23 protein-coding genes are annotated in these 24883 nt (G+C 76.0%); 15 read left to right on the top strand and 8 right to left on the bottom strand.

What is annotated here, in order from left to right; genetic code table 11:
* From uraH to IR158_RS04700, 4 genes are all read right to left on the bottom strand, one after another.
* Entirely contained in the window at positions 1-321 is a 321-nt protein-coding gene (gene uraH, locus IR158_RS04715) for a hydroxyisourate hydrolase (protein ID WP_291810191.1), read from the bottom strand.
* Positions 318-866: a 2-oxo-4-hydroxy-4-carboxy-5-ureidoimidazoline decarboxylase gene (uraD, locus tag IR158_RS04710; RefSeq protein ID WP_291810189.1), complete on the bottom strand. Its 549-nt coding sequence runs from the start codon at positions 864-866 to the stop codon at positions 318-320. The genes uraH and uraD overlap by 4 nt, the downstream gene beginning before the upstream one ends.
* A gap of 65 nt (positions 867-931) precedes the next feature.
* Positions 932-2503, bottom strand: a complete 1572-nt coding sequence (locus IR158_RS04705; RefSeq protein WP_291810188.1) for an AtzH-like domain-containing protein — start codon at positions 2501-2503, stop codon at positions 932-934.
* A complete protein-coding gene (locus tag IR158_RS04700; RefSeq protein WP_291810187.1) occupies positions 2500-3573 on the bottom strand; it encodes an acetamidase/formamidase family protein in 1074 nt (357 codons plus the stop codon). The genes IR158_RS04705 and IR158_RS04700 overlap by 4 nt, the downstream gene beginning before the upstream one ends.
* 258 nt (positions 3574-3831) lie before the next feature.
* On the opposite strand from IR158_RS04700, the gene IR158_RS04695 reads away from it, so the two are divergent.
* From IR158_RS04695 to IR158_RS04665, 7 genes are all read left to right on the top strand, one after another.
* On the top strand, positions 3832-4518 hold the full coding sequence (locus IR158_RS04695) for a pilus assembly protein FlpE (protein WP_291810186.1): 687 nt from the start codon (positions 3832-3834) through the stop codon (positions 4516-4518).
* A gap of 101 nt (positions 4519-4619) precedes the next feature.
* Positions 4620-5753 (top strand): TadA family conjugal transfer-associated ATPase, encoded by a 1134-nt coding sequence (locus IR158_RS04690; RefSeq protein WP_291810211.1) that lies wholly within the window; start codon positions 4620-4622, stop codon positions 5751-5753.
* Between the two features lie 22 nt (positions 5754-5775).
* Entirely contained in the window at positions 5776-6513 is a 738-nt protein-coding gene (locus IR158_RS04685) for a type II secretion system F family protein (protein WP_291810185.1), read from the top strand.
* A complete protein-coding gene (locus tag IR158_RS04680; RefSeq protein WP_291810182.1) occupies positions 6510-7112 on the top strand; it encodes a type II secretion system F family protein in 603 nt (200 codons plus the stop codon). Before IR158_RS04685 ends, IR158_RS04680 begins: the two co-directional genes overlap by 4 nt.
* Before the next feature lie 193 nt (positions 7113-7305).
* Positions 7306-7551: a DUF4244 domain-containing protein gene (locus IR158_RS04675; protein ID WP_291810181.1), complete on the top strand. Its 246-nt coding sequence runs from the start codon at positions 7306-7308 to the stop codon at positions 7549-7551.
* 53 nt (positions 7552-7604) lie between these two features.
* Positions 7605-7988, top strand: coding sequence for a TadE family type IV pilus minor pilin (locus IR158_RS04670; RefSeq protein ID WP_291810178.1), 384 nt, complete (start codon positions 7605-7607; stop codon positions 7986-7988).
* Positions 7931-8455, top strand: a complete 525-nt coding sequence (locus IR158_RS04665; protein WP_366928409.1) for an Rv3654c family TadE-like protein — start codon at positions 7931-7933, stop codon at positions 8453-8455. The genes IR158_RS04670 and IR158_RS04665 overlap by 58 nt, the downstream gene beginning before the upstream one ends.
* A gap of 225 nt (positions 8456-8680) precedes the next feature.
* Here IR158_RS04665 and IR158_RS04660 read toward each other — a convergent pair whose 3' ends face one another.
* Complete coding sequence (locus IR158_RS04660) at positions 8681-11269, bottom strand: DEAD/DEAH box helicase (protein ID WP_291810175.1); 2589 nt, start codon at positions 11267-11269, stop codon at positions 8681-8683.
* A gap of 117 nt (positions 11270-11386) precedes the next feature.
* Between IR158_RS04660 and IR158_RS04655 the strand changes: the two genes are divergently transcribed.
* The 4 genes from IR158_RS04655 to IR158_RS04640 all read left to right on the top strand — a co-directional run bounded on the left by IR158_RS04655 (position 11387) and on the right by IR158_RS04640 (position 16623).
* Entirely contained in the window at positions 11387-12229 is an 843-nt protein-coding gene (locus IR158_RS04655) for a 5-oxoprolinase subunit PxpA (RefSeq protein WP_291810173.1), read from the top strand.
* Between the two features lies 1 nt (position 12230).
* On the top strand, positions 12231-13892 hold the full coding sequence (locus IR158_RS04650; protein WP_291810171.1) for an urea amidolyase family protein: 1662 nt from the start codon (positions 12231-12233) through the stop codon (positions 13890-13892).
* 167 nt (positions 13893-14059) lie between these two features.
* Positions 14060-15889, top strand: coding sequence for a ribonucleoside triphosphate reductase (locus tag IR158_RS04645; RefSeq protein WP_291810169.1), 1830 nt, complete (start codon positions 14060-14062; stop codon positions 15887-15889).
* Positions 15886-16623, top strand: coding sequence for an anaerobic ribonucleoside-triphosphate reductase activating protein (locus tag IR158_RS04640; RefSeq protein WP_291810167.1), 738 nt, complete (start codon positions 15886-15888; stop codon positions 16621-16623). Before IR158_RS04645 ends, IR158_RS04640 begins: the two co-directional genes overlap by 4 nt.
* 39 nt (positions 16624-16662) lie before the next feature.
* Here IR158_RS04640 and IR158_RS04635 read toward each other — a convergent pair whose 3' ends face one another.
* Positions 16663-17814 carry a hypothetical protein gene (locus IR158_RS04635; RefSeq protein ID WP_291810165.1) on the bottom strand — a complete coding sequence of 384 codons (1152 nt, stop codon included), beginning with the start codon at positions 17812-17814 and terminating at the stop codon, positions 16663-16665.
* On the bottom strand, positions 17811-18383 hold the full coding sequence (locus IR158_RS04630) for a SigE family RNA polymerase sigma factor (protein WP_291810163.1): 573 nt from the start codon (positions 18381-18383) through the stop codon (positions 17811-17813). The genes IR158_RS04635 and IR158_RS04630 overlap by 4 nt, the downstream gene beginning before the upstream one ends.
* Positions 18384-18558: 175 nt before the next feature.
* Here IR158_RS04630 and IR158_RS04625 point away from each other — a divergent pair, with 175 nt between their 5' ends.
* Together IR158_RS04625 and IR158_RS04620 are read left to right on the top strand one after the other, a co-directional pair.
* Positions 18559-18894, top strand: coding sequence for an STAS domain-containing protein (locus tag IR158_RS04625; RefSeq protein ID WP_291810162.1), 336 nt, complete (start codon positions 18559-18561; stop codon positions 18892-18894).
* A 141-nt stretch (positions 18895-19035) separates the two neighbouring features.
* The gene (locus IR158_RS04620; RefSeq protein WP_291810161.1) at positions 19036-21327 is read left to right on the top strand and encodes a sodium-translocating pyrophosphatase; all 2292 of its coding nucleotides are present in this window, start codon (positions 19036-19038) and stop codon (positions 21325-21327) included.
* Between the two features lie 79 nt (positions 21328-21406).
* Here IR158_RS04620 and IR158_RS04615 read toward each other — a convergent pair whose 3' ends face one another.
* On the bottom strand, positions 21407-22075 hold the full coding sequence (locus tag IR158_RS04615) for a hypothetical protein (RefSeq protein ID WP_291810160.1): 669 nt from the start codon (positions 22073-22075) through the stop codon (positions 21407-21409).
* A 206-nt stretch (positions 22076-22281) separates the two neighbouring features.
* Between IR158_RS04615 and IR158_RS04610 the strand changes: the two genes are divergently transcribed.
* Together IR158_RS04610 and IR158_RS04605 are read left to right on the top strand one after the other, a co-directional pair.
* Entirely contained in the window at positions 22282-22977 is a 696-nt protein-coding gene (locus IR158_RS04610) for an endonuclease/exonuclease/phosphatase family protein (RefSeq protein ID WP_291810158.1), read from the top strand.
* Between the two features lie 44 nt (positions 22978-23021).
* The gene (locus tag IR158_RS04605) at positions 23022-24581 is read left to right on the top strand and encodes a methyltransferase (protein ID WP_291810157.1); all 1560 of its coding nucleotides are present in this window, start codon (positions 23022-23024) and stop codon (positions 24579-24581) included.
* Positions 24582-24883 lie beyond the last annotated feature (302 nt).

The following is a 24883-nucleotide window of genomic DNA, read 5'->3' as shown; positions in this document are numbered from 1 at the left end:
TCAGCTCCCTCGGTACGTGGTGTAGGCGAACGGGCTCAGCAGCAGCGCCAGGTGGTAGTGGGGCTGCGCGCCGTCGACGAGCACCTCGAGGTGCACGGCGGCGTGGACCGTCGCGACGTCGGCCGCGGCGTACCACGCGCCCGTCGCGAACCGCAGGCCGTACGTGCCGGTCGCGAGGTCGGCGGACCAGCGCAGCCGGCCGTCGTCGTCGGTGCGGCCGGACTCCAGGAGCGTGCCGTCGGCCGCGTGCAGCGTGACGGCGACGCCCGCCGCCGGTCGGCCGGCAGCGGCGTCGAGGACGTGCGTCGAGCAGGTGGTCATGCCCCGGTCACCTGCGCCGACGTGACGGACGGCTCCGACGGGCGGGGGTCACCGGTGACGAGGCCGACGAGGCGCAGGGCGGCGATCTCGCGCAGCTGCTGGGCGACGACCTCGGCCTCGGTCGCGTCGTCGTGCCTCAGGCGCTGCTCCAGCAGCGCGAGGATCTCGGTGCTGCTGCGACCGGCGGCGCGGACCAGGAACACGCGCCCGAAGCGCCGCTCGTAGCGGGCGTTGCCCGCAGCCAGACGAGCGGCGACGTCCGCGTCGCCCGGGTCGACCCCGGCCTGCTCGCGCGCCGACAGGTCCGCCGTCGCGCCCGCCGCGCGGTGCCGCTCACCGATGCGGGGGTGGTCGGCCAGGGCCTGCGCGACGTCCGTGGCGCCCCACGCCAACGCCTGCACGTCGGCCTGCGCGCGCAGCGCCGAGACGGACGGGTACGGGCGCGCCGCCACGACTGCAGCGGCCCACCACGGCACGTCGGCGCAGGTCCGCACCAGCGCCTCCGCGGCCGCCACCGGCAGCGCGTGGAACTCCTCCAGCAGCATGCTCGTGTCCTCTCGCTTGCGCCGACCGTAGGCGTGCGATGTGTGCGTCGAGGGACACGCGTGTTTCAGCGGCGTGACGACATATCGCGGGCCAGGGCGAGGAGCTCGCGGTCCCTGCCCGGAGCGGCGACGAGGCACACCCCGACCGGCAGGGGCGCCCGGCGGCCCGGCAGCCAGGGCGCGCCCTCGGCGTCCGGGGCGTCGGACGGGGAGTCGGGCCCCGTCCCGCACGGCAGGACGACCGCGGGCAGACCGCCCAGTCCTGCGACGCAGGTCAGGCGCAGGGTCGCGGCACGGACGGTCTCGAGCTCGGCGGGATCGGGGCGGGGGGCCACCGACGCGGACGCCGGCAGCAGCAGGACGTCGTCGCCCACGAGCTCGAGGACCTGCTGCCGGATCAGCCCGCGTCGCACGCCGGCGGCCGCGCCCGCGTCGTCACCCACGCGCGACGCGGCGGCGAACCGGCCGGCCACGTCGGCACCCAGCGCGCCGGGGTGCGCGTCGACCCAGGCGCCGTGCTCCTGCCACGCCTCCCACGCCTGCCGCACACGGAACACCTCGGCCCACTCCGCGAGGTCGACGCCGTCCCACCGGTCGGTGGGCGTCGCGCCCGCGTGCCGCGCGAACGCCGCCACGCGTCCCGCCACGTCCTCGTGCGCGTGGGCGAGCAGCGCCGGGCTCACGGTCAGGTGCGGCGACCAGGCCCCGCCCGGGCCGGCCGGCAGCAGGACGTCGCCCACGGCGGCGAGCAGGTCGACGTCGCGCGTCAGCCAGCCGACGGTGTCGAACGTCGGCGCGAGCGGGACGAGGCCGGCCGTCGGCACCGCGCCGTGCGTCGTCCGGATCCCGTGGAGCCCCTGGTAGGACGCGGGCACGCGGATCGAGCCGCCCGTGTCCGTGCCCAGGCCGACGTCGGCCTGCCCCAGCGCGACGGCCGCCGTCGAGCCCGACGACGACCCGCCCGGCACACGGCCTGGCGCCCGTGGGTTCGGTGGCGTGCCCGTGTGGGCGTTGGTGCCCGCCAGGGAGTACGCGAGCTCGTCGGTGCGCGCGACGCCGCGGACGTCGGCACCCGCGGCGAGCAGCCGGTCGACCGCGGCCGCGTGGCGGGTCGCGACCGGAGCCGCCGCGAGCCACGTCGGGTTGCCCGCGCCGACCCGCTGCCCGGCCACGGCGAACAGGTCCTTCACCGCGACCGTGCGACCCGCCAGCGGGCCGTCGTCGAGCCCGGCGACGAGGGGGTCGCCCAGCACGCGCCACACGCGCGAGTCGAACGCCGGTCCCGGGGCGTGCACGTGCGCTGCCACGACGACCCAGCCGCCCGCGCCGCGCTCCCACAGCTGCGTCTGCTGCCCCCGCCCGCCGCCGACCGGCTCGGTGACGGCCACGACCAGCGCGTGGTCGTCGTCGACCGTGCGCACGTGCACCTCCACCAGGCGACGCGTCGGCGCGCCGCCGCGGGCGCCCCGGAACGCCGCGATCTCGTCGTGCCCGACCAGCAGACCCGTCGCGTCCCCGCGCAGGGTCGCCGGTCCGGGGGTGAACAGGCGGTCGAGCGCGGCGAGGTCGTCCGTGCCGAGCGCGCGCTCGTACGCGCGCAGTGCCTCCAGCAGGCCGGGGGGCGGGTCGGTCCTCATGCGTGCGGCTCGTCGAAGTCCGCCAGGCGGATCCGCGCGTGCACGCCCGTGACCCGGTCCACCACCTGCGAGACGTCGAAGTCGGTCGCCGCCGACAGGTACGCGAACGCGTGCGCGCGGTCCATGCCGAACCTCGCCTCGAGCAGGTCGAGCGCGGCCCGCACGCAGCGCCGCAGGGCCTCGTCGAGGTCCACGTCCAGGCCGGTGGGGACGAGGTGCTCGGCCGTGCGGACCAGGGGGCCGACGAGGTGCCCGAGCTCGGCGACCGCGTCGACGCGGGGGACGACGTCGAGGCGCAGCGTGACCCGCAGGGACGCCTCCAGCGCGGTGAGGGCGACCTCGCCGTCGCCCTGCGCGAAGTGCGGGTCGCCGACGTAGGCGAGGGCGTCGTCGACCTGCACGGGCAGGTACAGCGTGGCGCCGGCCTGCAGGAGGTTGATGTCGAGGTTGCCGCCGTGCGCACCCGGCGGCACCGAGTGCGGCCGGTCGTCACCCGCGACCGCGACGCCCAGGATCCCGGGGAAGGGCGCGAGCGGGAACGTGACCGTGCGGTCGCTGCCGGCCGCGCGCGGCATCACGGCACGGGTGCCGCTCGCGTCCAGGCGCGCGACGACGCTCACGACGTCGACGCCGCCCTGCGGCATCTCGTCCGGCAGCGCGCCCCGCCCGTGCCGGTTCGAGATCACGCCGTAGGGGACGCGCGGGAGCGTCTCGACGACCGTGATCGCGAGGACGTCGCCCGGCCGCGCACCGCGCACCGCGATCGGACCGGTCACGACGTGCGGGCCGTCGAGCGCGGGGTCGTGCGGGTGGTCGGACCGCGCCAGCGCGACGGCGTCCGCCAGCACGTCCGTCAGGCCGTGGGCGCCGAAGAACGCCCGGGGGTCGCGCCCCTGGTCCTCGAGGATCCCCTCGTGGCTGAGGGTGTCGACCGTGACCTCCGTGCCGGTGTCGACCGTGAGCACCGGCGTGTCCGTGGCGCACGGCAGCCGGCCCCAGAGGACGTTCTCGGGCGTCGAGGGCAGGTAGGTGGCGGCGCGGACGGGTCCGGTGCCGGGGTCGAGCAGCATGGGCGGGACTGTAGGGGGCCCCGGTGACAGCCATGTTGCGGGCGTGTGCCCGACCACCCGTCCGGTGGTCGTCCGACGCGGGAAAGACGTCCGCGACGACGTCGAGCCGACCCCAGGGCCTGGTGTCGGCGGGTGCGTCCACAGATCCGGCCCGTCGTCGGTGCGGACGGCCCGGGGCGGTGGAGGGTCGACGGTGCCAGGGCCCCACGCCGGGGACGGCGGACGGAGGCGCGGGTGCGGACGGGACGACGAGCAGTGGTGGTCGGCGTCGTCGGCGCAGCCGGCGGCGTGGGTGCCTCGACGCTCGCCGCGCTGGTCGCCCGCCGGCTCTCCCGGGCGACCTCGACGGCACTGGTCGACCTCGACCGGGGGGCGGCCGGGCTGGACGTCGTCGTGGGCGTCGAGGACGTCGACGGTGCCCGGTGGCCCGACCTCAGCGGCGCCGGGGGAGACGTGCGCGGTGCCGACGTCGTCGCGCTGCTGCCGCGGTGGGGGGCGTGCGCCGTGCTGTCGGCCGACCGCACGCGTCCCACAGCGGTCGACCCCGGGGTCCGGATCGACGTGCTGCACGCGTTGGCCTGCGAGGTCGGGGCGCTGGTCCTCGACCTCGACCGGGGCGCGGTCGTCGACGGTGACGCACCCCTGGCGGCCTGTGACGCGGTGGTCGTGGTCGCCCGGGCCGACCTGCGCAGCGTCGCCGGTGCGCTCGCGCTGCGGCCCCGCCTCGACCAGGCCGCCACGAGACGGGGGCTGGTGGTGCGGGGTGGGGCGTCGGCGGCCCTCGGCGCGGCCGACGTGGCGGCGGCCAGCGGGTTGGACCTGTGGCACGTCGCGCGACGGGACCGGGCCCTGGTCGCTCGTGCCGAGCGCGTCGGGCCGGGCGGGCGAGGGCCGGCGGCCCGGGCTGCGGACGCGGTCGTCCGGCAGCTGGGGATCGGCACGTGAGCCGTGCTGTCGGCCCGCCGCGGGCGCCCGACGCGCGGCGCAGCACCGTCCCGTGCCGTCGCGCCGCGCCGGACGGGGTCGTGGCCCACGTCCGGGAGGCGATGCGGGTGCGACCGACGGGCGCCGAGGGACTGACGGCGCTCGTGGACGCCGCACTGCGTGCCCAGGGGACCCTGCTGGGGCCGGTGCCCCTGGCGGAGACGGTGCGGGCCGTCGCCGACGAGCTGCTCGGCGCCGGGGCGCTGCAGCCGTGGCTCGACGACCCGGCTGTCACGGACGTGCTCGTGAACGGGCCGCGCGACGTCTGGGTCGAGCGCTCCGGTGGCCTGGTCCGCGTCGACGTGGACCTCGGCACCCCCGCCGACGTCCGTGCGCTGGCCGTGCGCCTGGCTGCGGCAGCGGGACGCCGCCTGGACGACGCCGCGCCGACCGTCGACGCGCGCCTGCCCGACGGGACGCGCCTGCACGCGGTGCTCCCGCCGCTCGCCGAGACCTGCACGGTGCTGAGCCTGCGCGTCGTGCGGCCCCGGGCGTTCACCCTGGCGGAGCTCGTGGTCGCCGGTGCCGTGACGCCCGCCGTCGTCCCGGTCCTGCACGGCCTCGTCGCGTCCCGGGCCAACGTGCTGGTCTCCGGGGCCACGGGTGCCGGCAAGACGACGCTCCTCGCCGCGCTGCTGTCCCTCGTCCCGCACGACGAGCGGGTCGTCCTCGTCGAGGAGGCCGGTGAGCTCGTCGCCGACCACCCGCACGTGGTGCGGCTCACGAGCCGCCCGCCCAACGTCGACGGGGCGGGCGGGGTCGACCTCGCCGACCTCGTGCGCCAGGCGCTGCGGATGCGACCCGACCGGATCGTCCTGGGGGAGTGCCGCGGCGCCGAGGTCCGCGAGGTCCTGGCTGCCCTCAACACCGGCCACGAGGGCGGCTGCGCCACGCTGCACGCCAACACCGCCGCCGACGTGCCGGCGCGTCTCGAGGCGCTCGCCGCGCTCGCGGGACTGGACCGGGCGGCCGTCGCCGCGCAGGCGGCGAGCGCCGTCGACGCAGTGCTCCACGTCCGTCGGGTCCGGCGCGGCCCCGACGCCGGGCGTCGGTACCTGGCGGAGGTCGGCGTGGTCGAACGGGACCGTGGCGGGGACCTGCGGGTGACGACGGCCGTCGACGTCGCCCAGGACGGTCGCGCGCGGCCGGGGCCGGGATGGGCACGGCTCGCCGCGCGCACGGGGGTCGAGGCGTGAGCCGCGCCGACCGACGGGGTCGATGCGGTGGCGGGCCGTGAGCATCGTCGTCGGGGTCCTGGTGGGGCTGGCGGTGCTCGCGCTCACCGGCCCCTCGCCGCGTCGGGGCGGCGCCGACGCGCCGGACGGCCGCGCAGCGAGCCCACGGGCGCGACGGCGACCGGACAGATCGGCTCGGCGCTCGGGGCCGGCGAGCGTCCGCTGGCCCCACGGTTCGCGACGAGGGGCGTCAGGAGGTGCGCACGGCGAGCGGACCGACCTCACGGGAGTCCTTCATGCGGTGGCGGCCCAGGTGCGCGCAGGGGTCCCGCCCGGCGCGGCCTGGTCCGGAGTGCTCGGTACGGCCGTCGATCGGCAGGTGCCCGACGTCGACGTGGTGGTCGCGGCGATCGACGACGGTGCCCGCGCCGGCCCTGCGCTGCGCGCGCGGGCCCGTGCGGTCGTCGCCGGGGCGCACGTCGCCGCCGAGACGGGTGCACCCCTCGCCGATGTGCTCGAGCACCTGGCCGACGCCGTCGCGGCGGACGCCGAGCAGGCGGGTGAGCTCGCGGCTGCGCTGGCCGGCCCGCGGGCGACCGCGCGCGTCCTGACGTCGCTCCCGGTCCTCGGCCTGCTGGTCGGCAGCGCGATGGGGGCCCGGCCGTGGCAGGTGCTCACGGACGGCGGCCTGGGGAGCGCCCTGGGAGTGACGGGGGTCGCCCTCGTCCTGGCCGGACGGGCGTGGGTCGGCGTGCTGCTGCGGCGGGCGGCGACGCCGTGAGCCCCGTCCTGGCGGGGGTCGTCGTCGCGGTGTGCGCGCTCACCGCGGTGCTCCCGTGGGCCGGGGCGTGGCGAGGTGCGGGCGTGCCGGCCGGTCGCCGGAGGCCCGGGTGGGTCCGTGCCACGGTCCGCGGACGCGAAGGCCGCTCCGGCGCGTCGTCGGGCCCGCTCGACGCGGCCTTCGTCCTGGACCTGTGCGCCGCAGCCGTGCGCGGCGGTGCGCCCGTGCCGGCGGCCCTGGTGGTCACCGGACGGCACCTCGGCGAGCAGGAAGGGGACGCGCTCGTCCGCGCCGGGACCGCCCTGGGGCTCGGTGCGCCGTGGGAGGCCGCCTGGGAGGGTGCACCGCCATCGATGGCGGCACTCGCGCAGGCGCTGCGTGTCGGCCGGGACACGGGGGCGTCACCGGCACCGCAGCTCCGCGCGGCCGCCGCCCGGCTGCGGCGCGAGCGGCGCGCGCGCGTCCGCGCCGCCGCGGGCGCGCTGGGGGTGCGGCTGACGCTGCCGCTCGGGCTGTGCTTCCTCCCGGCCTTCGTGCTGCTCGGGCTCGCCCCAGTCGTCCTGGGGCTCGCGGGGGACCTGCGGGGAGCGGTGCCGTGACCGCCGCCCGGCGCCGGCGGGTCGGCGCCGGGCCACGGCGAGCCGCCCACAGGCACCGGCGCCGTGCGCCCGATCCACGGATCCGCCCGCATGCCACCACGGCAGGACCCCGCCGCCCGAGGCTCGTCCCAGGCGCCACGACGGTGCCCGGCCCGCACGAGCGGACCCGGTCGAGGGACGAAGGAGCAGACGGATGGGACACCAGACGAGGAGCCGGGTCGCCAACGCGACGCGGCAGGCGGCACAGCGGGTGACGTCCGTGGCCGGGCGGTTGCGCGGCTCGCGGGGACACCTGGACGACGCGGGGATGGCGACGGCGGAGTACGCGATCGCGACCCTGGCGGCGGTCGGGTTCGCCGGCGTGCTGGTCGTGGTGCTGAAAGGGAACGAGGTGAAGGGTCTGCTGTCGGGGATCGTGCGGCAGGCGCTCGGCGGATGACCCGACGGCGCCGCGGCTCGTGGATCGTCGCGCGGACCGCCAGGACCGGACCGATGGCGCGGGCCGCCCGGGACGCGGCGGACGCCCGGGTCGGCCCGCACGACCCCGCGGACCGCGGCGCCGTCACCGCAGAGCTCGCCGTCGGCATGGTCGCCGTGGCCGTGGTGCTGGCCGCCGTGCTGGCGACCGGTGCCGCGACCCTGACCCGCCTGACCTGCCTGGACGCAGCGCGCACGGGCGCCCGGGTGGCGGCACTGGGGGAGCCGGACGGTGAGGTGGTCGCTGCCGCACGGCACGTCCTCGGTTCCCGTGGCGGCGACGTGCGCGTCGCCCGGGAGGGCCACTGGGTCACGGTCACGGTGAGCACACCGTTCACCGCATGGCCCGCTGCCGGTGCCCGCGCACGCGCATCGGCCACGAGCTGGGCGGAGCCATGAGGTCGCCGACGGGTCGGCCCGCGGGGCTGCCGCCGCGAGCGTCGCGTGCCGACGGGCGACCGGCTCCCCGCGCGGTCCACGCGCGCTGCCCCGAGCCGGGTCGACTCGCCCCAGGCGTAGGGCGTGACGCGGGTTCCGGTGCGGTGCTGGTGCTGGCGGTGGTGTCGGTCGCGCTGTCACTGGTGCTCGTCGCGGGGCTCGTCGGGTCCGCCCACGTCACCGCGGCCACGGCGGCCACGGCCGCGGACCTCGCGGCGCTCGCGGCCGCTCAGCACGTCGCGGAGGGTGGGGCCGACCCCTGTCCGCAGGCGTCCGTCGCTGCCCGTCGGAACGGCGCGCTCCTGACCTCGTGCACACCGGGGCCGGCGGGTGACGTGACGGTCCGGGTGCGCGCCACCACCGGCATCGGCGACGCCCGCGCGGTCGCCCGCGCCGGCCCCCGCCCGCCCGCCCGCTCCCTCCGATGACCCCACCCCCTTTGGTGAGAGTGCAATCCAGTCCCACGCGGTGACTGGATCGCACTCTCACACGGGGAGGGGGTGGGGGCTGGCCGTCGCTTCCCGTGGTGAGAGTGCAATCCAGTCCCACGCGGTGACTGGATTGCACTCTCACGGGGGGAGGGGGGTGGGCTGGCTGTCGCCCTTGCCGTGGTGAGAGGGCGATCCAGTTCGGCAGGTGACTCGATTGCACTCTCACGCGGGGAGGGGGTCAGGGGTGGTGTGGGTGAGGACCGTCGTGAGGAGGCGGAGTGCGCCCGCCTTGTCGAGGGGCTCGTTGGCGTTGCCGCACTTGGGGGACTGGACGCACGCGGGGCAGCCCGTGGCGCACGGGCACGCGGCGATCGCGTCGCGCGTCGCGGTGAGCCACACCGGCCCGAGCTCGAACCCGCGCTCGGCGAAGCCGGCACCGCCCGGGTGCCCGTCGTGGACGAAGACGGTCGCGTGCCCCGTGTCCGGGTGGACGAGGGTCGAGAGCCCGCCCAGGTCCCAGCGGTCGCACGTCGCGAGCAGGGGCAGCAGCCCGATCGACGCGTGCTCGGCGGCGTGCAGCGCGCCGGGCGCGGCCTCGAGGGTGACACCCGCCGCCTCCAGCACGTCGGGCGGGGCGGTCCACCAGACCGCCGTCGTCCGCAGCGTCCGCGCCGGCAGGTCGAGCTCGTGCGTCGACAGCACCTGCAGGTCCGGGATCCGGCGGCGCTGGTAGCCGACGACCTGCGTGGTGACGTCCACCTGCCCGTAGCTCCACGTCAGCGGCCCCCACGCGACCTCGCGCTCGACGTCCACCACCGTCGTCGACGTGACCCACCGTGCCCACGTGCCGTGGTCCACGTCCCGGCGGGTCGCCAGCGCGGCACCGTCGTCCAGGTGCAGCTCGTCCACCACGTACGTCGCCCCCAGGTGGACGTACACCGCCCCGGGGTGGACGGTCGCGTCGGCGGACGCGGCGTCGACCGTCCCCAGGAGCCGGCCCGTGGCGGTCTCGACGACCCGGACCGGCTCCCCACCGGCACCGCGCAGATCCGTCATGCGGCTCGCCGGCTCCGCGTGCGTCCAGTACCAGCCGGACGGGCGCCGGCGCAGGATGCCGCGCTCGGTCAGCTCGGTGAGCAGCTCGAGCGCGCGGGGGCCGAACAGCCCCAGCTCCTCGGTGCGCAGGGGGCGCTCGGCGGCCGCCGCGCACAGGTGCGGCGCCAGGACGTACGGGTTGCCGGGGTCGAACACCGTCGCCTCGACGGGCGCGTCGAGCGCAGCCTCCGGATGGTGCACCAGGTAGGTGTCCAGCGGGTCCTCGCGCGCGACGAGCACGACCAGCCCGTCGGCCCCGGCGCGGCCGGCGCGCCCCGCCTGCTGCCACAGCGACACGCGCGTGCCGGGCCAGCCGGCGATGAGCACGGCGTCCAGCCCGGAGATGTCGACCCCGAGCTCGAGCGCGTTCGTCGTGGCCAGCGCCCGCAGGTGGCCGTCGCGGATGGCGCGCTCGAGGGCCCGACGCTCCTCCGGGAGGTAGCCGCCGCGGTACGACGACACGAGCGGCGGCAGGGTCCGGTCGACCGCCGCGAGGTGGTCGCGGGTCGCGGCCGCCACCGACTCCGCCCCCCGCCGGGACCGCGTGAAGGCCAGCACCCGCGCACCCGCTGCGACCAGGTCGGCGAGGAGGTCCGCCACCTCCGCGGTGGCGGTGCGCCGGGGACGGTCCCGGGGGACGGCGACGAGCCGCTCGCCCGTGCCCACCGGGCCCGAGCCCTCCGGGGCGACGGTCGGCCGGTCGCCAGGCGCGCGCTCGACGCCCGGGTCGGGCTCCTCACCGACGGCGGCTCCGTCGTCCTCTCCCTCGGGCCGCCGCGCGGACCCGTCACCTGCGGGCACGGTGATGACGGTGGACCACGGGTCCTCGCCCGGGAGCAGCGCCGCCCACGGCCCGTCGCCGCCCGGCAGCTCGGGCGGCTGCCACAGCACGACCGTCTTGCGGCCGGCGGGGGAGGTGTCGACGGTCACCGCGTGCACCTCGTCCGGAGCCACGCCCAGCAGGCGGGCGGCGCTCGCGGCCGGGTCCGACGTCGTCGCCGACGCCAGGACGACCACGGGCGCGGCCCCGTACGCCGCGGCGAGCCGTCGTAGCCGCCGCAGGACCAGCGCGACGTGCGCGCCGAACACGCCGCGGAACGCGTGGCACTCGTCGACCACCACGTACGCCAGGGACGACAGCAGCCGGGACCACGTCGCGTGCGCGGGCAGCAGCGCGAAGTGCAGGAAGTCCGGGTTGGTCAGGACGACGTCCGCGTACTCACGGACCCACCGGCGCTCGTCGCGCGTCGTGTCGCCGTCGCAGGTCGCGACCCGCACGTCGCGGGTACCCGCGGCGACGAGCAGCCGCTCCAGCCCGGCGAGCTGGTCGGCCGCGAGCGCCTTGGTCGGGCTGAGGTACAGCACCGTGGGGCGACGTGCCACGGTCTCGATGCGTCCGGGGTCCAGCAGCGAGCCCGCGGCACCCCGGCGGACCGCGGACAACGCGGGCAGCCAGAACGCGAGCGACTTGCCGGAACCTGTCGAGGTCGCGAGCACCGTGTGCCGACCCGACCAGGCCGCGTCGGCCGCGTCCACCTGGTGCGCCCACGGACGCTCGACGTCCAGCGCGCGGTAGCCCCGCACGAGGTCGGCGTCCGCCCACGCCGGCCAGTCCGCGCGGACCCCGTCCCGGGCGGGCAGGTGGCGCACGTGCGTCGCCCGGTCGGCCCGCCGACCACCGGCGAGCAGCACGTCGAGCAGCTCGCCGGGACCCACCTGCCCATCCTCGCACCGTCCCGGCTCGCACCCTCGGTCGTGCCGCCGACCGGGGGTCCGTGTTCGTGGCGTGCGGTCGTGCGCGGCCATCGCGGTCACGTGCGGGAGGATCAGGGGGTGGGCGTCATCGACCTGAACGCGGACCTCGGCGAGGGTGACGGGCCGTGGCGCCTCGAGCCGCCGGGCGACGACGCCCTGCTCGACCTGGTGTCGAGCGCCAACGTCGCCGCCGGGTACCACGGGGGTGACGCGCGGACGATGGCCCTGACGTGTGCGGCGGCCGTGGTCCGCGGCGTCGCGGTCGGCGTCCACCCGTCGTACGACGACCGCGACGGGTTCGGCAGACGGCGGCTCGACGTGCCGGCCGACGTCCTGCGTGCGCAGGTCGCCTACCAGATCGGGTCGCTGGTCGCGGTCGCGGCCTCGGTCGGCGCGCGCGTCACCCACGTCAAGCCGCACGGCGCCCTGTACAACGCGGTCGTGCACGACGCGGACCAGGCGCGCGCGGTCGTCGAGGCGGTGGTGACGACGGACCCCACGCTCACCCTGCTCGGGCTGCCCGGCTCCCGGGTGCTGACGCTCGCGCGGGCGGCCGGTCTGCCGGTGGTGGGCGAGGCGTTCGTCGACCGGGGGTACGCGGCGGACGGCACGCTCGTGCCGCGGGGGCGACCCGGCGCCCTGGTGGTGCACCCCGACGAGGCCGCCGAGCGGGCCGTGCGGATGGCGGTCGACGGGCTCGTCACCGCGGTCGACGGCACCGTCGTGGAGCTCACCGCGGCGTCGCTGTGCGTCCACTCGGACACGCCTGGCGCGGTGGCGATCGCGACCGCGGTGCGCGCGGCGCTGGACGCGGCCGGGGTTGACGTCCGGCCGTTCGTCGTCCCTGCCCATCCCGGCCGTGGCCCGCGGTCGCACGACGCCGCGGCCCCGAGCGGCGTCGACCCGCACGCCGAGCGCTGACGTGGCCTCCCGGCTGCTGTCGTGCGGCGAGGACGGCGTCCTGGTCGAGGTCGCGGATCTGGCCGCGGTCCGGGCGCTCGACGCCGCGCTGCGGGCGGCCCACCTCCGCGACGTCGTCGACGTCGTCCCCGCCGCGCGGACGGTGCTCGTGCGCGGTGCCGCCCGCAGTCGTCGCACGTGGGCGGCGGCGGTGGCCCGCGTGGCGGCCGACGTCGACGCCCGGTGGGACGACGCGGGCGCCGAGGGGATGCGCGGCCCGGCGGGCGCCGCAGGTGCGTCCGGGGGCGAGCGGGTCGTCGAGGTGCCCGTCGTCTACGACGGGACCGACCTGCAGGACGTCGCCCGCGAGACCGGGCTGAGTGACGAGGACGTCGTGAGCCGGCACCTGGCCGGCGGGTCGGACGGCTACCGGGTGGCGTTCGGCGGCTTCGCGCCGGGCTTCGCCTACGTCGTCGGCCTCGACCCCCGGCTCCACGTGCCGAGGCTCGCGTCACCGCGCACGCGCGTGCCGGCAGGGGCCGTGGCCGTCGCGGGCGAGTTCACCGCCGTGTACCCGGCGGCGTCGCCGGGCGGGTGGCGGCTGCTCGGCACGACCGACGTCGCGATGTTCGACGTGACGCGTGGCCGCGAGGGTGCGGCGCTGTTGGCGCCCGGTGACGTCGTGCGCTTCGTCCGACGCCGGACCGCGCGCGTGACCACGGCCCCCGGCCCCCGTGGGGTGTCCTCCGGTGCGCAGCCGCCACGCGCTGCCCCTGCTGCCCGAACCCTGACGGTCGTCGCGACCGGCCCCCTGACGCTGGTGGAGGACGCGGGTCGTCCAGGGCTGGCGGCCGTCGGCGTGCCGCGCTCGGGTGCCGCCGACCCGGACGCGCTGCGCCGGGCGAACCGCCTGGTCGGCAACCGCGCCGACGCGGCCGGCCTCGAGGTCGTGCTGGGCGGGCTGGTCCTGCGGTGCGGCACCACGACCGCGGTCGCGGTGACCGGCGCGCACGTCGCGGCGCAGATCGACGGCGTGCCGGTGCCGCACGCGACGGCCGTCCGCGCCCCGGCGGGCTCGACGCTGCGGCTCGCCGCACCACGTGACGGCCTGCGCACGTGGCTCGCGGTGCGCGGGGGCATCGACGTGCCGTCGGTCCTGGGCTCGCGGTCGGCCGACGTCCTGTCCGGACTGGGTCCGCGGGCCGTGCGACCGGGTGACGTGCTGCCGCTCGGGTCGGCGCTCGACGGGCTGCCGGAGCCGCCGCTGCCCGGGGCTGCGCCGGGCGACGGGGAGGGCCCGGCCCGCACCGGGGAGCCGTCCACCTCGGTCGTCCTGCTCGACGCGGCCGACGGACCGCGCCTCGATCACCTCGACGTCCGCGGCCGAGCCGGCCTGTGGTCGACCGTGTGGCAGGTCGACGCGGCGAGCAACCGCGTCGCCGTCCGGCTGACCGGCGCGCCCCTGACGCGCGTCACGCGGGGCGAGCTCGCGTCGGAGGGGCTCGTCGTCGGTGCCGTGCAGGTGCCGCACGACGGCCGCCCGGTGCTGTTCGGCCCGGACCACCCCGTGACGGGCGGGTACCCGGTGGTGGCCGTGCTGACCCGCGCCGCGCAGGCCCGCGCGGCCCAGCTGCGGCCGGGGCAGCAGGTCCGGCTGCGACGCGTCGAGCCCGCGGGGTCGTGAGCCGATTCACCCGTCCGCCGGGACCAACGTCCTCACAGATGCCGCCGCGGAGGGGTTGGGAACCGCACATGTGGGCGTGTCGCGCGTGTTGAACCACTAGATGTAGTGCCCGGCGCCGTTGGGTGGTGATCCACTTCAAGGGATCGCACAGCACAAGGAGCGCACGCATGCCGCAGCACAGCCGCACCGGCACCCCGGTCGTCGTCGACGTCGCGTCGACCGTCGACGAGTACCTCGACCGCAGCGACTGGCGGGTGAACGCGAACGCCAACCAGGGGTACTCGTTGGGCGGCCTGATCCTCAACACGGCCGGCAAGGTCATCGCCAACTACTGGCTCAACGAGGTCTACCCGGCGGAGGTCGGGCAGGCGCACCGCGACGGGTCGATGCACGTCCACGACCTCGACATGCTGTCCGGCTACTGCGCCGGCTGGTCGCTGCGCACGCTCCTGCAGGAGGGCCTCAACGGGGTCCCCGGCAAGGTCGAGGCGCGCCCGCCGAAGCACTTCAGCGCCGCGATCGGCCAGATCGTCAACTTCCTCGGCACGATGCAGAACGAGTGGGCCGGCGCGCAGGCGTTCAGCAGCTTCGACACGTTCATGGCGCCGTACGTCCGCCTCGACAAGCTCACGTACACCGAGGTGCGCCAGGGCATCCAGGAGCTCATCTACAACCTCAACGTGCCGTCGCGCTGGGGCACGCAGACGCCGTTCACGAACCTCACGTTCGACTGGACGTGCCCCGCCGACCTCGCGGACCAGACGCCGTTCGTCGCCGACGAGCCGTGCGACTTCACGTACGGCGACCTGCAGGTCGAGATGGACATGCTCAACCGCGCGTACATGGAGGTCATGACCGAGGGCGACGCGTCGGGCCGCGTCTTCACGTTCCCCATCCCGACGTACAACATCACCAAGGACTTCCCGTGGGAGTCGGAGAACGCCGAGCGGCTGTGGGCGATGACGGCGAAGTACGGGCTGCCGTACTTCCAGAACTTCATCAACTCCGACATGGAGCCGGGGGACGTGCGGTCGATGTGCTGCCGCCTCCAGCTCGACCTGCGCGAGCTGCTCAAGCGCGGCAACGGGCTGTTCGGCTCCGGCGAGCAGACCGGCTCGATCGGCGTCGTCACGGTCAACTGCGCGCGCCTGGGGTTCCTGCACCCGGGTGACGAGGCGGCCCTCGTCGCCGACCTCGACCGCCTGCTCGACCTCGCGCGCACGTCCCTGGAGCTCAAGCGCACGACGATCCAGCGGCTCATGGACGAGGGGCTCTTCCCGTACTCGCGCCGCTACCTCGGCTCGCTGGACAGCCACTTCTCGACGATCGGCGTCAACGGGCTCAACGAGATGGTCCGCAACTTCACGGGCGACCTGTACGACATCACCGACGAGCGCGGCCACGCGATGGCGCTGCGCGTGCTGGACCACGTGCGCGAGCGGATGGTCGAGTTCCAGGAGGAGACCGGCAACCTCTACAACCTCGAGGCGACGCCGGCGGAGGGCACCACCTACCGGTTCGCCAAGGAGGACAAGAAGCGCTACCCGACGATCCTGCAGGCCGGGACCTCCGAGCACCCGTACTACACCAACTCCTCGCAGCTGCCGGTCGGCTTCACGGACGACCCGTTCGAGGCGCTCGAGCGCCAGGACGAGCTGCAGACGCGGTACACGGGCGGCACGGTCCTGCACCTGTACATGTCGGAGCGCATCTCGACGCCCGAGGCGTGCCGCGAGCTGGTGCGGCGCGCGCTGAGCACGTTCCGCCTGCCGTACCTGACGGTCACGCCGACGTTCTCCATCTGCCCGGCGCACGGCTACCTGTCCGGCGAGCACCCCACGTGCCCGACGTGCGAGGAGGACGGCGAGGTCACGACGTGCGAGGTGTGGACGCGCGTCATGGGTTACCACCGGCCCGTCAGCTCGTTCAACATCGGCAAGCAGGGCGAGCACGCCGAGCGCGTGCCGTTCCTCGAGACCGCGGGCGCGCGGGCGTGACTGCTCGCCACGACGCCGGACCGGGCGGCCCCGTGCAGGGGGCGCCCGGTCCGGACAGCTGGGAGCAGCGGGCCGCGTCCCTGCAGATCGCGGGCCTGACGCCGCTGTCGACGGTCGACTGGCCGGGCAAGCTCGTCGCCACGGCGTTCCTGCAGGGCTGCCCGTGGCGGTGCACGTACTGCCACAACAGCGCGATCCTCGACGTCCGGCTGCCGGGCGTCGTGGCGTGGTCCACGGTCACGGACCTGCTGCGCCGGCGCCGTGGGCTGCTCGACGGCCTCGTGCTGTCAGGGGGTGAGCCGACGCGGCAGGCGGGCGTCGTCGCCGCGGCCCGCGAGGTCAAGGAGGCCGGCTTCCTGGTCGGCCTGCACACCGCTGGCGCCTACCCCGCGCGGCTGCCCGACCTGCTGCCGTACGTCGACTGGGTGGGTCTGGACATCAAGGCCCCGGCGCACCTGTACCGCGCGATCACCCGCGCGGGCGGGGATACGACGACCGCCGACAAGGCGTTCGAGTCCCTGCGCCTCGTCCTCGACAGCGCCGTCGACGTGCAGGTCCGCACGACGGTCGACCCCACCGTGCTCACCGACGCGGACGTCGCGGACCTCGGCGCGGCGCTGGCCGACCTGGGCGTGCGCGACCACGTGCTGCAGCAGGTCCGCCCCGACGGCGCGACCGACGAGTACGCGCAGGCGCTCGCGCGCGTCCCCCGCGAGCGCCTGCACCGGGGGTGAGCCTCACTCCGGAACGTTGTACCAGCGGGCGGATCGGCCTCAGGGCCGCCGCGTCAGCGTGTACACGACCGACGGCTCGCCGTCGGCCGTCCGCGAGGCGGCCGCCAGCACGGCCCACCCGGGCAGCTCGACGCCTGCGCCGGAGAAGAGCACGTTGGTGAACGGCGGCGGCAGGACGTGCCCGTCCCAGTCGCCGACGCCGCTGCCGCGCAGCCCCACGTGGGCGAGCATCGTGGTCGCGAGCGTGGCGCGGTCGTTCCCGGGTGTGGCGATCTCCACGGTCCACCCGCTGCCGTGCCGGTCCGCGCTCACCAGTCGCCCGGGGATCAGCGGCACGTCCGCGGGGAAGCCGTCGGGCAGGTCGTGGGACGTCGCCTCGTCGTCCTGGGCGACCTCGACGTCCCACGGGCCTGCCGAACCGCGGGCCGTGCCCACGGCGTCGGCGATGGTGGCGTAGACCTGGTACGTCCCGGAGGGGAGCTTGCCGGTGCCGTCGCACGCCGTGAACCCGAGCTCGGCGCTCTGCGCGACGCGCTGGACGCCCGTCGACGTCTCCGCGATCTGCCACCGGTGGCCGGTGTCCTCCAGCGGGTACACCGGCAGGTCCTCGGTCGTGGCCGGGGCCGGCGTGGCGAGGTGCGTGCGCAGGACCTCGTCGGTGGTCGTGGGCGTGACGGACAGGGGCCCCTGGGTGAGCCCCTTGACCACGCCCTCCTGGGTGACCAGGAACCGCAGGCGCGTGGCCCCCACACCGGCGTCCGGGATCTGCGAGACGTTCACGACGAGGTCCGCCGACCTGCCCTGCCACGTGCCCAGGCCGTCGCCGGCCCCCGCGGGTGCGATGACCGGCACGTCGCCGCCGGCACGGGGGCCCAGCTCCACGCTGAGGGGGTCCCGGGGCCCCGACGGGAGCGTCGTCACCGCCGAGCGGCACGTCCCCGGAGCCGCGTCCGGATCGCCGGCGGGGGAGACGTCCCGGGTGAGCTGCGGCGCGACGAGCGCGACGGCCCCGGCCGCGCTCGCCGCGACGGCGGCCGTCCCGGCCCCGCGGGTCGTGCGGCGCCGGCGGACGCGGGCGGTGAGCCGCGCCACGGTCTGGACGGTCGTGGACGTGTCGGGGTCACCGAACCCGCTCGTCGCGCCGGCGGCGTCCGCGAGCTCCTGCAGCGCGAGATCCAGGCGTGTGCTCAACGTGACCTCCGGACGGTGACGAGGACCTCGTCGGTGAGGTGCGCGGGCGCGTCGTCGACCCCTGCGAGGTCACCGAGGTGGGTCTCGAGCGTGCGCGTGGCATCGGACAGGTAGCGCTTGACGGTGCCGATCGACAGGGACAGGGCGTCGGCGACCTGGGCGACCGTCATGTCCTCGAAGTGGCGCAGCACGATGCAGGCCCGCTCGCGCGGCGGCAGCAGGGCGAGCGCCTGCTGGACCGCGAGGCGGGTCGTGACCACCGGCTCGGGGCCGGCGTGCGGCCCGTCGGGCGGGCTCGGCTCGGGCACCGCGGCGAGGTGACGGATGGTGGCCCAGTGGCGTCGTCGGCGGAAGCCGTCGACGTACGTCGTGAGGATCGCGCGCCGCACGTAGGCCTCGGCGGACGCGACCTCGCGCGTGCCGCGGCCGCGCGTGAACGTGCGGACCAGCGCGTCCTGCACGAGGTCCTCGGCCTCGCGCGAGTCGCCGGTCAGCAGGTACGCGTACCCGACGAGCGCACGACCGCGCGTCCGGACGAGCTCGTCCAGCGCGTCCTGCCAGGCGGTCACGGTGCTCCTGTCGTCGGCCGTCGGGGTCTGCGCGCAGCTGCCCCCTCACATGATGGTGACGGATGACGGCCCCGAAAGGTTGGGTCGAGCGCTCCGACTTGCGTGTGCGAGCCGCCGAGCGGGTGCGGGGATGCTTGAATGCAGACGGCGCGACGGCATGAGGAGGGGGACGTCCATGGAGGTGCAGGTGACCACCGAGGACGTCGGCGTGCGCACGGTCGTCCACGTCGCGGGTGAGGTCGACGTCGCCTCGGCCGACCGGTTGCGCGAACGTCTCGCGCTGCTGGTCTCGCAGGGCCGCACGGACCTGGTCGTCGACCTCACGGGCGTCACGTTCCTGGACTCCACGGGTCTGGGACTGCTCGTCGGCACCCTCAAGCGGGTGCGGCTCGCCGGGGGTCGGCTCGAGCTCGTGGTCGACTCCGAGCGGCTCCTCAAGGTCTTCCGCATCACCGGGCTCACGCAGGTCTTCGCGATCCACGAGACGCTGGACGGCGCGCTCGCCTCCTGACCGCCACGTCACCCGCGGGCGAGTGCCGCCGGGGTGCGACCTGCGTCACACCCCCCGCTAGACTCGCCCGGTCCGTCGGCAACGGGGCCGGGCGGTGGGGCTGCGTTCAGGGGGAGCGCGCCGGTGTGTCGAGGAGGATGCATGCAGCTCGGTGCCACGAGCATCACGATCGTCACGGCGATCGCCGTGATCGGACTGGCGGCCCTCGTGGTCGCCGCCGTGCTCCGTCGTCAGGTGCTGGCGGCCGGTGAGGGCACGGCCTCGATGCAACAGATCGCCGTCGCGGTCCAGGAGGGCGCCTCGGCGTTCCTGAGTCGGCAGTTCCGCACCCTCGCCGTGTTCGCCGCGGTGGTCTGCGCCCTGCTGTTCCTGCTGCCGGGCGACAGCGGCGTCAAGATCGGGCGGTCCGTCTTCTTCCTCGTCGGCGCCGGGTTCTCGGCCGCCATCGGGTTCCTCGGGATGTGGCTCGCGACCCGCGCCAACCTGCGCGTCGCGGCGGCCGCCTCGGGGCCCGACGGCCGCGCGGAGGGTGCGCGGATCGCGTTCCGCACCGGCGGTGTGGTCGGCATGGCCGTCGTCGGCCTCGGCCTGGTGGGGGCGTCGCTCGTCGTGCTCCTCTACCGCGGCGAGGCCCCCGCGGTGCTCGAGGGCTTCGGGTTCGGTGCCGCGCTGCTCGCGATGTTCATGCGCGTCGGCGGCGGCATCTTCACCAAGGCCGCCGACGTGGGTGCGGACCTGGTCGGCAAGGTCGAGCAGGGCATCCCCGAGGACGACCCGCGCAACCCCGCCACGATCGCCGACAACGTGGGCGACAACGTGGGCGACTGCGCCGGCATGGCCGCGGACCTGTTCGAGTCCTACGCGGTCACGCTGGTCGCGGCCCTCATCCTCGGCCGGGCGGCGTTCGGCGAGGAGGGCATGGTGTTCCCGCTGATCGTCACCGCGGTGGGCGCGCTCGTCGCCGCCCTCGGCGTCGCGATCACGCGGGTGCGGGGTTCCGAGAGCGGGCTGGCAGCGATCAACCGGGGCTTCTACGTCTCGGCGCTCGTGGGCGTGCTGCTCGCGTCGGCTGCGGCGTACGTGTACCTCCCGGGGACGTTCGCCGAGCTGCCGGGCGGCACGACTGGCCTCGAGGGCCACGCGGGCGACCCGCGCCTCGTCGCGTCGCTCGCCGTGCTCATCGGCGTGGTCCTCGCGGGCGTCATCCTGTGGGTCACCGGCTACTTCACCGGCACCACCAGCAAGCCCACGCTGCACGTGGCACGCACGACGCTCACGGGTCCCGCGACCGTCGTGCTGTCCGGCATCGGCGTGGGCTTCGAGTCCGCGGTCTACACGACCGGCATCATCGCGGCGGCCATCTGCGGCGTGTTCCTGCTGGCCGGCGGCTCGGTGCCGCTCGCGCTGTTCCTCATCGCGCTGGCGGGCTGCGGCCTGCTGACGACCGTCGGCGTCATCGTCGCCATGGACACGTTCGGCCCGGTCAGCGACAACGCGCAGGGCATCGCGGAGATGTCGGGCGACGTGACGCCCGAGGGCGCGCAGATCCTCACGGACCTCGACGCCGTCGGCAACACCACCAAGGCCGTCACCAAGGGCATCGCGATCGCGACGGCCGTGCTCGCGGCGACCGCGCTGTTCGGGTCCTACGCGGACGCGGTCCGCACGGCGCTCGAGGACATCTCCGGCGGGCTCGGCGGGGACCTCGTCGAGGCGATGATGTCGTACGACATCATCAACCCCATCACCCTCGTCGGCGTGATCCTGGGTGGTGCGACGGTCTTCCTCTTCTCGGGGCTGGCCATCGACGCGGTGACGCGGGCCGCCGGCGCGATCGTCTTCGAGGTGCGTCGCCAGTTCCGCGACAACCCCGGGATCATGACGGGCGAGGTGCGCCCCGAGTACGCCCGGGTCGTGGACATGTGCACGCGCGACTCGCTGCGCGAGCTGGCGACCCCCGGTCTGCTGGCCGCGTTCGCGCCCATCGCCGTCGGCTTCGGCCTGGGCGTCGGGCCCCTCGCGGGGTTCTTGGCCGGGACCATCGCCACCGGCGTGCTCATGGCCGTGTTCCTGTCGAACTCCGGCGGCACCTGGGACAACGCGAAGAAGATCATCGAGGACGGCAACTACGGCGGCAAGGGCTCGCCGGCCCACGCGGCCGCCGTCATCGGCGACACCGTCGGCGACCCGTTCAAGGACACCGCCGGCCCGGCGATCAACCCGCTCATCAAGGTGATGAACCTGGTGTCCGTGCTGATCGCCCCGGCCATCGTCGCGGTGTCCGTCGGCGCGGACGCGAACCACACGCTGCGCCTGACGATCGCCCTGGTCGCCACGGCCATCGCGTTCGGCGCGGTCATCGCCTCCCGGCTGCGCGCCGCCAAGGTCGACCGCGAGGGCCGTCTCGAGCACGAGACGCAGCTCGTCGGCTGACGCCCGGCACAGCCGCGCCGCCCTCCCGTCGCTCGTGGACGGGAGGGCGGCGCGCTGCTCAGGGGCTGGTCAGGGCTGGTCAGCGGCGGAGCGTGTAGGCCATCGTCACGGGCTCGCTGCTCTCGTCGGACTGCAGCGACGCCACCAGGGTCAGCGTGCTCGCGCTGCAGGTCGCGGTCGACGCCGTGGGCGGCAGCGCCTCGATCGCGTCCTCCGCGGACCCCTCCGGGAGCTCGAGCTCCTCGCCGTCGAGGGTCCCGCTCGTCGTGACGTCGAGGCCCGCGGAGTCGATGTCGGAGATCGTCAGCTGGTCACCGGCCAGCGCCCACCGGCCGGTGAGGTCGCCCGTGGACCGCGACTCCGACGTGAGCTCGACGCCGTCGCCCGACATGGTCATGGCCGAGCTCGAGTCGACGTCGGCCGTGAACGCGCCGCCGTCGGCGAACTCGTACGTGGAGGTGCCGTCGACGGTGATGTCCACGGCGCCCTGGTCGTCGCCGGCGGACTCGAACATCCGGAGCAGGTCGTCCTGCATCGCGGCCAGGTCCAGGCGCCACGTGCCCCGCAGGCACTCCACGGTGACGCCGCCCGCGACAGGCTCCTCGTCGGTCGGGTCGCTCGTCGCAGCTGCCGACGCCGGCGGCGTGGTCCCCGCGGTGGTCGCGTCAGGGCCGGTGTCACCGGTGCAGGCGCTCAGCAGGAGCACCGTCACGGCACTCGCCGCCAGTGCGGTCGGACGTCGTCGCACGGGTGGTCCCCTCGTCGCGCGCGCGCAGGCGCAGCCATCGATCGATCGCGACCAACGTACGGCACACGCGGCGGTGCGGTGTGGGGCGGCGGAGGCCTCACACGGGCGTCCTGCGTCATCGGCGACGGGTCCACGGCGTGTGCGGTGGTGCCCCTGGCCCCAGGGGTCGGTACGCTCGCGCAGCCGAAGGACGGACGGAGGCCACCGTGGACGCGCGCGACGTCGGCACCCTACGGGTGATGACCTACAACCTGCGTGGCCTGCGCGACGAGCTGGACGCGCTCGTCGACGTCGTCCGCGGCGTGCGCCCCGACGTGCTGGCGGTCCAGGAACCGCCCCGCGGGGCGTCCGGACGGACCCGGTTGCGGCGGTTCGCCGCGCGGACCGGGCTGCGCGTCGCCGTGGGTGGCGGCGGTGCGCGCACGACCGCGCTGCTCGTCGCGCCGTACCGCAGCGTGCACGACGCCGCGGGTCTGCGGCTGCCCTGGCGCGTCGGGCGCACGCGCCGCGGCGTCGCGACCGCCCGTGTCGACGGTGTGCGCGTCGTGGTCGTGCACCTCGGGCTGCGTGCCGCCGAGCGGGAACGGCACGTCGACCTGGTGGTGCGGCGCCTGCTGCGCGGCACCGAGGGGCCGGTCGTCGTGGCGGGAGACCTCAACGAGCGCCCCGGGGGACCGTCCTGGACCGTCCTGGGCGACGCCGCGGGTGGCCTGCAGGACGCGGCCAGCGTCGTGGGGGCCGACCAGCCGACGTACCCGGCGGACGTCCCGCGCGTGCGCATCGACGTGGTCCTGGTGGACCCGCGCCTGCCCGTCCTGGACGCCTGGGTGCTGGACGACGCCGCGGTCGGTGTCGCCAGCGACCACCGGCCGCTGGTGGTCGACCTGCACCTCCCGGCCTGACGGCACGCACCGTCGCGCCGCCGCGCGCCTGGGACGATGGAGGCGTGACCGCCACCCCTGACGCGCCCGTCGTCGTGCCCGCACTCGTCGACGCGCTGCGCGCCGACCTCGCCGCCGCGCAGTTCACCGTCGAGCACGTCGACCAGATCCTCGGCCCCGTCGCGGCAGGGGCGCTGACCCGCGGGGAGGTGCTGCCGGCGCTGCGGGCGACCGAGCCCGCGACCGGGTCCGGGTCCGGGCGCGCCGGCACGTTGACGCGCGCGTTCCTGCTCGGCGTGCCGGTGCGTGCCGACGCCCTGCAGGCGGCGCTCCCGACCGTGGGGGTCGCGGGGGTGCGACGCCTCGGCCTGGTGGACGTCGCGGGCCACGGCGCCGACGACGAGGTCAGGGCCGTCGTCGACCTGCGTCCCTACGCCGCGAGCGACGGTGCGGGCGACGCCGCGTGGTGGATCGCGTCGGACCTGGGCGAGCTGGCGACCGGCGGCCCGCTGCGCACCGACCACGTGCTGGGCGTCGGCGGCGCGTCGCTGACGCTCGCGCAGGCGACGGTCCGTGATCCGCGCCGGCGGGTGCTCGACCTCGGCACGGGCTGCGGCGTGCAGGCACTGCACGCGAGCCGGCACGCGGAGCACGTCGTCGCGACGGACCTGTCGACGCGCGCCCTGGCGTTCGCGCGCTTCACGACTGCGCTGGCGGGACTGGGCGAGGACCGTGTCGAGCTGCGCGCCGGGTCGATGCTCGAGCCCGTCGCCGGCGACACGTTCGACCTCGTCGTCTCCAACCCGCCGTTCGTCATCACCCCGCGCCGCGCCGACGTGCCCGCGTACGACTACCGCGACGGCGGCCGGGCCGGTGACGACCTCGTGCGCGACCTCGTCACTGGTGTCGGGGACGTCCTGGCGCCCGGTGGCGTGGCGCAGCTGCTCGCCAACTGGGAGGTGCGGGGCGGCGAGGAGTGGCACGAGCGCATCGGCGCGTGGGTCGACGCGTCGGGCCTGGACGCGTGGGTGGTGCTGCGCGACCAGCAGGACCCCGCGCAGTACGCGGAGACCTGGATCCGCGACGGCGGCACGACACCGGCCGACCGCGGCACGTGGACCGCGCGGTACGGCGCGTGGCTCGACGACCTGGCGTCCCGGGACGTGGCGTCCGTCGGGTTCGGCGTCGTCACGCTGCGCCGCCCGGTCGCCGGCCCGCCGACCCTGCGCCGCCTGGAGTCGCAGACGGGCCCGGTGCGCCAGCCGCTCGGACCCGTGATCTCCGCCGCGCTCGCCGCGCACGACGCCGTCAGCGGCCTGTCGGCCGAGGAGCTCGCGGGGCTGCGGCTCACGGTGGCGCCGGACGTCACCGAGGAGCGCTACCTGCAGCCCGGTGCCGTCGACCCGCGCGTCGTGCTGCTGCGGCAGGGCCGGGGGTTCGGGCGCACGGTGCAGGCCGGCACGGCGCTCGCGGCCTTCGTCGGCGCGTGCGACGGGGAGCTGACCGCCGGGCAGATCATCGGTGCGCTCGGCGCCCTGCTCGACGTCCCGGCGTCCGACGTCGCTGCCGACGTGCTGCCCACGGTCCGCGGCCTTCTCACCGACGGACTCCTCACCCTCCCCTGAGCGCGAGAGTGCAATCCAGTCGCGCACCCCTGAGCGCGAGAGTGCAATCCAGTCGCGCGCCCCTGAGCGCGAGAGTGCAATCCAGTCACGCACCCCTGAGCGCGAGAGTGCAATCCAGTCACGCACCCCTGAGCGTGAGAGTGCAATCCAGTCGCGCACCCTGAGCGTGAGAGTGCAATCCAGTCGCGCACCACCGAGCGCCCGGCCGATCCGCCTTGGCCGCCGGCGACCCCACGTGTCGGGTGCTGGATTGCTCTCTCGCGGGGTGGGGGTGGCTGGATTGCTCTCTCGCGGGGTGGGGG

The organism is Cellulomonas sp. (assembly GCF_015234515.1).
GTDB lineage: Bacteria > Actinomycetota > Actinomycetes > Actinomycetales > Cellulomonadaceae > Cellulomonas.
Note: the sequence above shows the minus strand (reverse complement) of the source record. Positions and strands in the feature narration are given on the sequence as shown.

What these genes read in the sequence shown, in the direction of transcription:
- uraH (WP_291810191.1), bottom strand. Translation starts at nt 321, where the DNA reads ATGACCACCTGCTCGACGCACGTCCTCGACGCCGCTGCCGGCCGACCG.
- uraD (WP_291810189.1), bottom strand. Translation starts at nt 866, where the DNA reads ATGCTGCTGGAGGAGTTCCACGCGCTGCCGGTGGCGGCCGCGGAGGCG.
- IR158_RS04705 (WP_291810188.1), bottom strand. Translation starts at nt 2,503, where the DNA reads ATGAGGACCGACCCGCCCCCCGGCCTGCTGGAGGCACTGCGCGCGTAC.
- IR158_RS04700 (WP_291810187.1), bottom strand. Translation starts at nt 3,573, where the DNA reads ATGCTGCTCGACCCCGGCACCGGACCCGTCCGCGCCGCCACCTACCTG.
- IR158_RS04690 (WP_291810211.1), top strand. Translation starts at nt 4,620, where the DNA reads ATGCGGGTGCGACCGACGGGCGCCGAGGGACTGACGGCGCTCGTGGAC.
- IR158_RS04685 (WP_291810185.1), top strand. Translation starts at nt 5,776, where the DNA reads ATGCGGTGGCGGGCCGTGAGCATCGTCGTCGGGGTCCTGGTGGGGCTG.
- IR158_RS04675 (WP_291810181.1), top strand. Translation starts at nt 7,306, where the DNA reads ATGGGACACCAGACGAGGAGCCGGGTCGCCAACGCGACGCGGCAGGCG.
- IR158_RS04670 (WP_291810178.1), top strand. Translation starts at nt 7,605, where the DNA reads ATGGCGCGGGCCGCCCGGGACGCGGCGGACGCCCGGGTCGGCCCGCAC.
- IR158_RS04665 (WP_366928409.1), top strand. Translation starts at nt 7,931, where the DNA reads ATGGCCCGCTGCCGGTGCCCGCGCACGCGCATCGGCCACGAGCTGGGC.
- IR158_RS04645 (WP_291810169.1), top strand. Translation starts at nt 14,060, where the DNA reads ATGCCGCAGCACAGCCGCACCGGCACCCCGGTCGTCGTCGACGTCGCG.
- IR158_RS04625 (WP_291810162.1), top strand. Translation starts at nt 18,559, where the DNA reads ATGGAGGTGCAGGTGACCACCGAGGACGTCGGCGTGCGCACGGTCGTC.
- IR158_RS04620 (WP_291810161.1), top strand. Translation starts at nt 19,036, where the DNA reads ATGCAGCTCGGTGCCACGAGCATCACGATCGTCACGGCGATCGCCGTG.